General features: G+C 38.7%; 14 protein-coding genes. 6 read left to right on the forward strand and 8 right to left on the reverse strand.

Features of this window, described 5'->3' with window-relative positions; genetic code table 11:
• Positions 1 to 205 precede the first annotated feature (205 nt).
• From R0K30_RS09875 to R0K30_RS09890, 4 genes are all read right to left on the reverse strand, one after another.
• On the reverse strand, positions 206 to 484 hold the full coding sequence (locus R0K30_RS09875; protein WP_167403903.1) for a YqaH family protein: 279 nt from the start codon (positions 482 to 484) through the stop codon (positions 206 to 208).
• Entirely contained in the window at positions 481 to 1,044 is a 564-nt protein-coding gene (locus R0K30_RS09880; RefSeq protein ID WP_410610434.1) for a helix-turn-helix domain-containing protein, read from the reverse strand. The genes R0K30_RS09875 and R0K30_RS09880 overlap by 4 nt, the downstream gene beginning before the upstream one ends.
• 96 nt (positions 1,045 to 1,140) lie before the next feature.
• On the reverse strand, positions 1,141 to 1,902 hold the full coding sequence (locus R0K30_RS09885) for a phage antirepressor (protein WP_410610436.1): 762 nt from the start codon (positions 1,900 to 1,902) through the stop codon (positions 1,141 to 1,143).
• Positions 1,899 to 2,228: a hypothetical protein gene (locus R0K30_RS09890; RefSeq protein ID WP_410610438.1), complete on the reverse strand. Its 330-nt coding sequence runs from the start codon at positions 2,226 to 2,228 to the stop codon at positions 1,899 to 1,901. Before R0K30_RS09890 ends, R0K30_RS09885 begins: the two co-directional genes overlap by 4 nt.
• Before the next feature lie 66 nt (positions 2,229 to 2,294).
• On the opposite strand from R0K30_RS09890, the gene R0K30_RS09895 reads away from it, so the two are divergent.
• Positions 2,295 to 2,606 carry a hypothetical protein gene (locus R0K30_RS09895; RefSeq protein WP_410610440.1) on the forward strand — a complete coding sequence of 104 codons (312 nt, stop codon included), beginning with the start codon at positions 2,295 to 2,297 and terminating at the stop codon, positions 2,604 to 2,606.
• Here the strand turns inward: R0K30_RS09895 and R0K30_RS09900 are convergent.
• The gene (locus R0K30_RS09900) at positions 2,603 to 2,746 is read right to left on the reverse strand and encodes a hypothetical protein (RefSeq protein WP_410610442.1); all 144 of its coding nucleotides are present in this window, start codon (positions 2,744 to 2,746) and stop codon (positions 2,603 to 2,605) included. The genes R0K30_RS09895 and R0K30_RS09900 overlap by 4 nt on opposite strands.
• Positions 2,747 to 2,794: 48 nt before the next feature.
• On the reverse strand, positions 2,795 to 3,004 hold the full coding sequence (locus R0K30_RS09905) for a helix-turn-helix domain-containing protein (RefSeq protein ID WP_410610444.1): 210 nt from the start codon (positions 3,002 to 3,004) through the stop codon (positions 2,795 to 2,797).
• 180 nt (positions 3,005 to 3,184) lie between these two features.
• On the opposite strand from R0K30_RS09905, the gene R0K30_RS09910 reads away from it, so the two are divergent.
• The 4 genes from R0K30_RS09910 (at position 3,185) to R0K30_RS09925 (ending at position 6,129) form a co-directional block, all read left to right on the forward strand.
• Positions 3,185 to 3,550 carry a helix-turn-helix domain-containing protein gene (locus R0K30_RS09910; RefSeq protein WP_212046613.1) on the forward strand — a complete coding sequence of 122 codons (366 nt, stop codon included), beginning with the start codon at positions 3,185 to 3,187 and terminating at the stop codon, positions 3,548 to 3,550.
• A 314-nt stretch (positions 3,551 to 3,864) separates the two neighbouring features.
• A complete protein-coding gene (locus tag R0K30_RS09915) occupies positions 3,865 to 4,395 on the forward strand; it encodes a hypothetical protein (RefSeq protein WP_410610447.1) in 531 nt (176 codons plus the stop codon).
• Between the two features lie 70 nt (positions 4,396 to 4,465).
• A complete protein-coding gene (locus tag R0K30_RS09920) occupies positions 4,466 to 4,969 on the forward strand; it encodes an ImmA/IrrE family metallo-endopeptidase (RefSeq protein ID WP_410610449.1) in 504 nt (167 codons plus the stop codon).
• Positions 4,970 to 4,986: 17 nt separating this feature from the next.
• On the forward strand, positions 4,987 to 6,129 hold the full coding sequence (locus R0K30_RS09925; RefSeq protein WP_410610451.1) for a tyrosine-type recombinase/integrase: 1,143 nt from the start codon (positions 4,987 to 4,989) through the stop codon (positions 6,127 to 6,129).
• Between the two features lie 53 nt (positions 6,130 to 6,182).
• Here the strand turns inward: R0K30_RS09925 and rlmD are convergent, their stop codons facing one another.
• Together rlmD and R0K30_RS09935 are read right to left on the reverse strand one after the other, a co-directional pair.
• Complete coding sequence (gene rlmD, locus R0K30_RS09930) at positions 6,183 to 7,559, reverse strand: 23S rRNA (uracil(1939)-C(5))-methyltransferase RlmD (RefSeq protein WP_410610453.1); 1,377 nt, start codon at positions 7,557 to 7,559, stop codon at positions 6,183 to 6,185.
• Positions 7,560 to 7,620: 61 nt separating this feature from the next.
• On the reverse strand, positions 7,621 to 8,529 hold the full coding sequence (locus tag R0K30_RS09935) for a diacylglycerol kinase (RefSeq protein WP_099727350.1): 909 nt from the start codon (positions 8,527 to 8,529) through the stop codon (positions 7,621 to 7,623).
• Between the two features lie 180 nt (positions 8,530 to 8,709).
• Between R0K30_RS09935 and R0K30_RS09940 the strand changes: the two genes are divergently transcribed.
• On the forward strand, positions 8,710 to 9,663 hold the full coding sequence (locus tag R0K30_RS09940; RefSeq protein WP_099727351.1) for a nucleoside hydrolase: 954 nt from the start codon (positions 8,710 to 8,712) through the stop codon (positions 9,661 to 9,663).
• Positions 9,664 to 9,675 lie beyond the last annotated feature (12 nt).

Here is a 9,675-nt window from a genome sequence, read left to right on the forward strand (position 1 = left end):
GTATACCTCCATTGATTTTTATGTGATTATTTGGTATACTGTCGGTACCTAATCGAAGCAGTACACCTTTTCAAAACTCGCTATGCCAAGCGGGTTTTTTTATTTATCTTCATCGTCTTCCTCTTCGTAGCCATCGCGCTCCGCTTCATCTTTCCAATGACTCTTTGGATAACCAAAACTATTAATCTGTGTTACCATCGGATGCTCAATATTCAATGGTTTCAGTCCTTTCAGTACGTTTGACAACTGTCAGCCGTACACCGTGTTTTTTCTGTATTGCCTCAGCTGTTTTAATTAAAAGACCCTTGTTACCCATTCTCGTTAGATCTTCGCTAATGTTTCTAATACTGCCAGCCATACTTGCCACTTCTTCGTAATCTCCATCTTTTAGTGCTTGATGAGCAAGGTATAAAAGCTCTTTTACACTGTCAATTTTTGATTCCGCCAGCGGAATATCTTCACTTAAAAACTGTTTATCAATCATGCTAGAACTGCCTCCTGTCTTTTGTGCATTGCTACCTCTGAGACTATGGCTTTTTTCGACCATTTTTCCGTCAGGTCTTGTATCTTCAAGCCGAACTCCCTCGACATTGAATACATAAGTGTTTTGTTTGCCTGCGTTAGATCGTATATTTGCTTGATCGCCTGCATCGGAAGCTCGGCATGTTTGCCTGGACGGGTATTGTTCAACCATTCCGCAAGCTCTTTAGTGGCTTGTTTGGCATCTTCCATTTCCTGCACTAGGTTGATTAGAGCCTTATGAGCACAATCATTTAGGGCGGGATCAATCGGTGCCGCTGCGAGTGGATGCATTTTGAAAATGTAGTGTACGAGATCAATATGTTCATAGGCTTCACATGCTTTGAACCAGTTGATGCACAATTCAGGTGTAGGTCTGACATAACCATTTTCAATGTCTGATACATTCCTCTGATCACGCCCTCCGATTAATTTGCCAAGTTGATACTGCGAATATCCGGCTTCTTTCCTTACTCTCCTCATGATTTCAGGTAAATTCCGCTGATTATACGGGCTGTTCTGCATTTGTTCCCATCCTTTTCTATTCAGTTTTTATTGGTAAAATTTATTAATGAAGGGACAGGCAAGGTATAGAAAACCCTGCGCTGAACCGGTTAACGATTAGGCCGTTTCTGACGCTAGGAATTTATTAATAAAGTAAACTTGTCCTTTTCCAGTCACTTTCGGTGTGCGTGTTGTTCTAACTGAACCGTCAGGATTGTTAACAGCTCGCTTCTTGATCTCGAACAACCCCATATCCATACTGCGCTGTGTTGGGAGATTATATGATTCACCTTTTTTGCGGATTAAGTATCCATTCTCTCGTAACCATTCAAAGAGTTTGTTTGGTCCGATTTGCACATTATTTTGTTGAAGCAGTTTTGCTAATTCTCCAACAAGTACAGATGATTCAGACGTTTCGACTGCGTCTGCAAAAAGTGCTTTAGGCTTCATTGCTTCAATCTGCTTGGTTTGTTCTTTCATCGTTTGCAAGGTGGCTTTAAAAAAATGTTTTGTTTGTTCATCAGCCTGCGGCAGATAAGTTTGAATGAATAGATCATCGTTTGCTACATAACCGCCTGTCTTTCGGATTGTCGGAATGACATCATGGGTGATCCATCGCTTAAATTGTTTAGCTTCGGGTTTACGGCTTCCTAGAATTAATGTATAAAGACCCGGTTCGTTCACGATATTTGTATTACCTTGACGCCCTATGTTCAACATAGCCCGTTCATCAATATCCAGTTTTGAAATGGCTTGGGTAGCATTTTTAATCCCTAAAATCTCGCATACATCCTTTGCAACAAACCAAGGTTGTCCATCTTGAAAGACTGTTCGGACATCGTGATTCTGATAGTTGAAAATCTGTTGTAATTGATTCATGCTGTGGCTCCTTTCTTGAAGTAATCTGTGTTTTCTTTCATCCATTCGGTATGAAGATCAATCCATTCAAGCAGCTGCTTAGTGGGTATGTTCCTTCCTAGCATCGGATTCTTAGGAAAGTCTGATCTGGCTACTAGCTCTGCCATTTTTGTTTCTTTGCATCGAAGCACTTCCATCGCTTCTTTACGCGTTAAAACTGGCTTGAGCGCGTATTTGTTTCGACCGTCTTCAACGCCTTTTTCATAAGCTTCTTGGAAAAGCTTTTGCATTTGATCCTGAAACACTGTTGCTGTCAATTCATCAAAAGTGATAACTGTCTGTGGCATGTCACAACCTCCTATTGGATTTTTCTACCTTTCAGCCGATATTATTTCTGAAAGGTGGTGAAACATATGGAAATCAAAGGGTTTAAAGAATTTGAAAAACAACTCGAAAAAATGTCTAAGGCTGCTGATGATCTTCAAGGATCTAACGACGTTCCTTTAGAAGAGTTGTTTACAGATGCTTTTTTGAGAAAAAACACTAATTTTTCATCCTACAATGAATTTGAAAGTGGAGAGATTTTCTCACAGCATGAAAACTTAGATCAAATACCTGAAAATGAATTAGATGATTATGTTTTAAATAACACTAAATTCAGTTCATGGAGAGAAATGCTTGAAACAGCTAGTACTGAGTATGTGGCTAGAAAGCTTGGTTTTTAATCAATTTTCACATTAGGTGTAAATGATTCAATTTGACTAAGTGTTTGTTTGAGTTGTTCGATTTGGTAACCAGCCTTATCGAGCAACTCTTTCAATTCAGGTTGGTTTGATACATGGAGGCTTACAATGTTTTTTTCCATGTTCTTGCTCCTTTCGAGATGTTTTCCGAATGTGTTTTTTGTTGCTATTTAAGCAACATTTTGAACAAAAAAATCTGTCACTTTACACTGAAGAATTTCAGCCAAAACAGGGAGTTGCTTTGCTTTAAATGCGTATTCTCCTCTCTCATACTTTAAATAAGTTGATGCGTCTTTAAAACCTAAAGCACACGCTAATTCTTGTTGAGAAAGGTTTAACTCAATTCTTCTATTTCTAATCAAAACAAGATTGAATTCCAAATATCTCACCTCTTTATTTTGTTGTTGAATCAGCAACTTAGTTATAAGTATATTTTGTTGAATTAGCAAAGTCAACTATTTTTGTTGTGTTTTTAGCAAAATATTTTTTTCCATATTAGAAACATGATATTATTGTGTTGCTAATATGGAAAAAATCATAAAAGGGATCTTGGTGATTTTATGAAAAATAAATTAGGTGAAAGAATTAAAGAACTTCGCGAGAAGAACGATTGGTCATTACGCGAATTAGAATCTAGAGTCAATATTAACTACAGTGTCTTAAGTAGAATAGAATCAGGCAAAAGACCTGTTACTGATAGTGAATTGCTTAAATTTGCAGATATATTTGATGTTTCAATTGATTACCTAGTTGGCAGGAGTGATAATCCTGACTACAAAATCTTTGATGATAATAAAATTGAGTCTGATCCTGACCTTCAAATTGCTTTCAATGAAGCCTCTGATTTTTCAGAGGAAGCTAGAAGACAAACAATAGACTTCATCAATTACATCAAAGAGAAGGAAAAGAAGATGGGTAGAAAATAAATAGCACAAAAAATAATTCTGTTTTGTTTATATTTATTAATATGTTTTATTTAGTTTAATTAATGCTGAAGGTTCTGCTGTAATTTTTACAGTAATACCTACAATTGAACGACCATTCAACTGTAAAAATTACAGTAGAGTCTACAATCATTTGTTTCTCAACTGAAGGTTGTGCTGTAATTTTTACAGTATAAATCTTGCATAAGGATGTAAATTTTTTCGATATTTGTTGAATTCTAGAACAGATATATACCGATCTGTAAATAGAGAGAATGATCGTTTATATAAAAATTATGTTAAAAGGGGAATTTGTTTTGAAAAAATTACTTGTATTGTTTTTGGCATTAGGTTTAACACTTGCATTAGCAGCGTGTGGATCAACAGAAGATGTATCAACGGGCGCAGAGAAAACAAAAGAATCTTCTGATTCTAAAAAGAAAAGCAACAAGAATGACGGCTCAAAAAAAATAGATGCTAGCAATAAAAAAACTGAAGTTCTTGGTATGAAAGTTAACCTCGGCGATGTTAAAATCATGAAAGACAAAATAAACGTTGGTATCAACATTGAAAATACAACTAATAGCGTACTAAACTTCTACCCTGATCAAGGAAAAGCAGTTATTGGCGATATGCAGATAGAGGCTAATCTCTTCATGACTGATGGTTCTATAGGTGGAGAAGTAGAAGGTGGAGTTAAACAAGATGGCATCATTCAGTTCCTAGCTCCAGAAGGAAAAGAAATTGATGTTAAAGGAATAAAAGAAATCAAACTAAAATTCGGCGATGTTACAACCGAAGACTTTATGAAAAATAAAGACGTTTCATTTACGATCCCAGTTAAATAAAGCCCTTTTCTTTCAGGGCTCTTTTTTAGAAACAAAAACAGAACATACATTCTCGTTTAGAGGTGATTGAATGAAAGGATTATCTCATTTAGAAGAAGAAGTGAAGAAAATATACACAAAATTAAACATACTTACACCAGAATCGATCGATATGGAACTTATGGCAGCTTCACTAAAAATATGGCTTCACTTTGAAAGAAGGCCTAGTATCGTTTTTTGTGTGAATGGCTCGTACAGCATGATCATTGATAAACGTTTAAACAAAAAACAGCAATGGGAGGAATTTGGTCACGAACTGTGTCATGTAATTAAGCACTATGGCAACCAGTTTGATATGCACAAGCTCTTTCGAGAATTGCAAGAATACCAGGCTAATAGTTTTATGTATCATTTTTGTGTCCCCACCTTTATGCTTCAAAAATTGAACCTGCCTTCTTTGCAATCTGAAGCAATAAAACTAATTGGTGACACCTTTAATGTGACTTATTCTTTTGCCACCACCCGCTTAGAAATGTTTAGAAGAAAAAGCTTTGCTTTTTCTTTATATGAGAATACTTTAAAACAAATTAATTAAGAAGGAGGCCGTTTAACATGGCGTACTTTAGAAAGGTTCCAGCGAAGAATAAAAAAGGCTACACATACTCTTTTACAATTGAGTTAGGAAAAGACCCTATCACTGGTAAAAGAAAACAGGTTACGCGTAGAGGATTTGAAACAAAAAAAGAAGCTGAGGTCGTTGCCAACGAACTTGAAAACCAGATCAATAAAAATACTTTTATTTTAGATAGTAACGTTCTTCTTTCATCGCATGTAGAAAAATGGTTGGATCTAGTTGCAAAAAGAAAAGTAAAGGAAACAACTTTCAAAAATTACCGCAGAGTAGTTAAAAACAAAATAATACCTTTGCTGGGCCATTTCAAATTAAACGAGATCAAACCAGCACATATTGAACATTTTATTGCAAAGTTATTAGAAGAGGGACTTTTTGAAAGATATATAGAATATATATTTGCTGTTCTGTATGGATGCATGGAAAAAGCGGTTGATTGGGAGTTGATTAATAAAAACCCTCTAGACAAAGTAAAGGTACCTCGTGGGCGTAGAAGAAAATACGTTACTTGGACAAGGGAAGAAGTAAACAAATTTTTAAACGTGGCTAAATTTGTGACAGCACCTGTGTATCATGCTATTTTCACAACTGCCCTTTACACTGGCATGAGGCGCGGTGAACTTCTCGGGCTTAAATGGGAAGATGTTGATTTTGATGATAGTACAATTCACGTAAGAAGAAATTTGATATATGATGACGAAGGCTTCCGTTTCGGGACATTGAAAACAGAATCATCGGAAAGAGATATTACAATTGAAGATTACCTGGTGGAATGTTTGAAATCTTATCGTATTAAGCAACTTGAAGTAAAAATGAGTTTAGGAAAATTATATGATGATCAGGATCTTATTTTCGCTAGACAAGATGGCAGACCGATTTATCCTCGTACCTTAACTGAAAACTTCAATAGAGCGACTAAAGAAGCCGCTCTACCAAAAATACGTATTCATGACTGCCGTCACACTCACGCAACGTTATTATTAGAAGCTGGTGTATCGTTAAAAGAAGTTCAAGAACGCCTTGGCCATTCATCTATTAAAATGACTGGTGATATTTACGCTCATGTAACTCCAAAAATCAAAGCAAGAACAGCACAAAAATTTGGTGATTACATGAAATTATAAGGCTAAGTGGTCAAAATGTGGTCAATTGCGCTTTCATGGCTTCCCAAACCTTATTATTTAAGGGATAAAGACGCCACGCACTCCACATGACTCGTATGCGGGAACATATCCACAGGCTGCACTTCCTCCGTCACATACCCACCATCTTCAAGAATACGCAAATCACGAGCAAGCGTCCCAGGATTACAGGACACATACACAACGCGGTTTGGTTTCATCTTTAAAATGGTATCAAGCAGTGCTTCATCACAGCCTTTTCTTGGCGGATCGACAACTAGCGTATCTGCTTTGATGCCTTCTTTGTACCAGTTTGGGATGACGGCTTCTGCTTCGCCGACTGCGAATTCAACGTTGTTAATCCCGTTTAATGCAGCATTGCGTTTTGCATCTTCAATCGCTTCTGGCACTATTTCAACGCCATATACTCTGCCTGCTTTTTGTGCGAGAAATAAGGATATCGTACCGATTCCGCAGTACGCATCGATGACGGTTTCTTCGCCTTGCAGCTCTGCATATTCAAGCGCTTTGTCGTAAAGCACCTTTGTTTGAGCTGGGTTCACTTGATAAAACGAGCGGGCTGAAATAGCAAATTTGATGTCGCCAATCGTGTCATAAATGTATTCTTCTCCCCACAAAACGGTCGTTTCATCGCCGAAAATAACATTTGTTTTCTTTGAATTCACGTTTTGCACAATTGACCGAACATGTGGGAAGCGTGCTATAATCTGCTCAATCACCTGTTGCTTTTGCGGAAAATCAGCCGTTCTTGTCACAAAAACAACCATCATTTCACCTGTTGCGATGCCGTAGCGAACCATGACATGACGCAGCCAGCCTTTGTGCCGCTCTTCATTGTATGCTTTTATGCCGAACGCATTGCAAATGTCTTTTACTGCTTGTACCACTGCATCATTTTCTGACTGCTGGATCAGACATGTTTCCATATCAATGATTTCATGGGTACGCTGCTGATAAAATCCTGCAACAAGCCCGCCTTCCCGTTCGCCAACTGGAACTTGTGCTTTATTTCGGTAATTCCATGGTTGTTCCATGCCGATTACAGGATGAACTTTTACACGGCTCATATCAAGCTTGCCGATCCGCTCTAATACGTCCTTTACTTGTTTCTGTTTAAATAGCAGCTGGCCTTCATAGCTCATATGCTGAATTTGACAGCCGCCGCACTGCTTGTAAATGGGACATGGCGCATCTTGCCTGTGCTGACTTTCCTTTGTCAGCTCCATAAGTCGTCCAAAAGCAAATCCTTTTTTGACACGCGTTACTTTGATTTTCCCTTGTTCGTCCGGGAGGGCATTCGGTACAAAGACAGGGAAGCCCTCAACCTTAGCGACACCAGCACCTTCGTGCGTTAAGTCTTCGAAGGTTACATTGTAATATTCATTCTTTTGAACTGGGGGTTTCATTTTCACCAATTTTATCACCTCATTTGCAAAGAAAAACTTGGTCGCCATAAGGAACCAAGTTCAATCTTCACCCTATTTTTTCAGCTGTTGCTTTTGGCATAATAAATTCAATATGGCGATACAGGTTTTCAAATTCACCTGGCAGCATGCCGCCGTATTCACCATCTAAATTGAGTTGCATTTTATCTTTTACATCTACTTTGACGCGATTCGCTTTTGCGTAGATGACATTGTTATCATGAATATGCTCGCCTCGAAGTGCAAGGCTGACCACTCGAATGGCTTCTGCTAGGTTGACCTTCTTTAAAATAATCAAGTCAAACATCCCATCATCTAGAATGGAATCTGGTGCCAGCTTTTCAAAGCCGCCTACTGAGTTTGTTAGTGAAACAAGAAACAGCATGATTTCTCCATGAAATAATTTGCCGTCATATTCAATTTCGACTTCTGTCGGGCGGATGGAAGGTAGCATCTCCATGCCTTTTAAATAATAAGCAAGCTGTCCAAGCATTGTCTTCAGCTTACTAGGCACCTCATATGTCAGCTCTGTTAACCGGCCGCCGCCAGCAATATTAATAAAATAATGGCCATTGACTTTACCGATATCAAGCGGCTTTGCTACACCATCAATAATGGCATCTGTTGCTTTTAAAATATCTTCTCTTGGAATTCCAAGTGCTCTTGCGAAGTCATTTGTCGTTCCAACTGGAATGATTCCTAATTTTGGTCTTTTATCAAGCGGTGCTAGTCCATTGACGACTTCATTGATCGTGCCGTCTCCACCTGCTGCTACAATTAAATCAAAATCTCTCTGTGCGGCTTTTTCTGCTGCTTGTGTCGCATCTCCTGCACATGTCGTTGCATGACAAGATGTTTCATAGCCAGCTTGTTCAAATTTTTGCAAAACCTGCGGTAAATTCTTCTTGAAGAGTTCACGCCCAGATGTCGGATTGTATATAATTCGAGCACGTTTCATTCATCATCATCCTATATTCATTATGCAATCTATTTTCACCACTAACAACCTTTAATTATACTATGAGTTTTGAAAATGGCAACAGAACAACCACCTAATATTTGAAATCTCAGGCACGTTTCCCTCAACAGATAAGCATTCTGATAAGATAAAAGAAAACGATGAAAAGGATGGTATGCCATGAAAAAGCCTGTCTATTTCAATCATGACGGCGGTGTGGATGACCTTGTCTCCTTATTTCTGCTCCTTCAAATGGAGCATCTGAAAGTCATTGGGCTGTCTGTGATTCCTGCTGATTGTTATTTAGAGCCTGCGCTGAGCGCATCTCAAAAAATCATTGACCGATTTAGCCCTTATGAAATTGAAGTCGCTGCTTCAAATTCTAGAGGCGTGAATCCATTTCCAAAGGAATGGCGCATGCATGCCTTTTATGTAGACGCACTGCCGATTTTAAATGAAAAAGGCGCTGTTGATACGAAAGTATCCAAACTTCCAGCACACCTTCATCTAATTGAAACTGTTAAAAAGGCAACAGAGCCTGTCACCCTGCTCTTTACAGGACCGCTTACAGACCTAGCACGCGCTTTAGAAGAGGATCCCTCGATCTCTAATAAAATTGAGAAATTGGTGTGGATGGGCGGCACCTTCCTTGAAAAGGGCAATGTAGAAGAACCCGAGCATGATGGAACAGCAGAATGGAATGCCTTTTGGGACCCTTATGCTGTCAGCACTGTTTTCCAGGAGCGCTTTCCTATTGAAATGGTCGCACTTGAAAGCACGAATCAAGTCCCGCTTACACTTGATGTACGCCAGCGCTGGGCTTCCCTTCGCTCTCATATTGGGATTGATTTTATCGGACAGTGCTATGCCTTTTGTCCGCCACTCATTCATCACGAAACGAACTCAACTTACTACTTATGGGATGTGCTGACGACCATCACTCTTGCTTCCACCTCATTTACCCGTTCAAAGGAGATGAATGCGATCGTTTACACCGAAACACCAAAGCAAGGTCGTACCGAAGAGCATCCAGATGGAAAATCCATTCAAGTTATTGACCATGTCGATCGTGATGCCTTTTTCCAAGCGTTTGAAGAACTCATGAGAAAAGCTGTTTGTCAGATTTCCACATAAAAAAACCCCGCC

The organism is Bacillus sp. SIMBA_154, assembly GCF_046536015.1.
Lineage (GTDB): Bacteria > Bacillota > Bacilli > Bacillales > Bacillaceae > Bacillus > Bacillus pumilus_P.

Bases quoted from the DNA above. Each gene is read 5' to 3' on its own strand.
- R0K30_RS09875 (WP_167403903.1), bottom strand. From the start codon at position 484: ATGATTGATAAACAGTTTTTAAGTGAAGATATTCCGCTGGCGGAATCA.
- R0K30_RS09880 (WP_410610434.1), bottom strand. From the start codon at position 1,044: ATGCAGAACAGCCCGTATAATCAGCGGAATTTACCTGAAATCATGAGG.
- R0K30_RS09885 (WP_410610436.1), bottom strand. From the start codon at position 1,902: ATGAATCAATTACAACAGATTTTCAACTATCAGAATCACGATGTCCGA.
- R0K30_RS09890 (WP_410610438.1), bottom strand. From the start codon at position 2,228: ATGCCACAGACAGTTATCACTTTTGATGAATTGACAGCAACAGTGTTT.
- R0K30_RS09895 (WP_410610440.1), top strand. From the start codon at position 2,295: ATGGAAATCAAAGGGTTTAAAGAATTTGAAAAACAACTCGAAAAAATG.
- R0K30_RS09900 (WP_410610442.1), bottom strand. From the start codon at position 2,746: ATGGAAAAAAACATTGTAAGCCTCCATGTATCAAACCAACCTGAATTG.
- R0K30_RS09910 (WP_212046613.1), top strand. From the start codon at position 3,185: ATGAAAAATAAATTAGGTGAAAGAATTAAAGAACTTCGCGAGAAGAAC.
- R0K30_RS09920 (WP_410610449.1), top strand. From the start codon at position 4,466: ATGAAAGGATTATCTCATTTAGAAGAAGAAGTGAAGAAAATATACACA.
- R0K30_RS09925 (WP_410610451.1), top strand. From the start codon at position 4,987: ATGGCGTACTTTAGAAAGGTTCCAGCGAAGAATAAAAAAGGCTACACA.
- R0K30_RS09935 (WP_099727350.1), bottom strand. From the start codon at position 8,529: ATGAAACGTGCTCGAATTATATACAATCCGACATCTGGGCGTGAACTC.
- R0K30_RS09940 (WP_099727351.1), top strand. From the start codon at position 8,710: ATGAAAAAGCCTGTCTATTTCAATCATGACGGCGGTGTGGATGACCTT.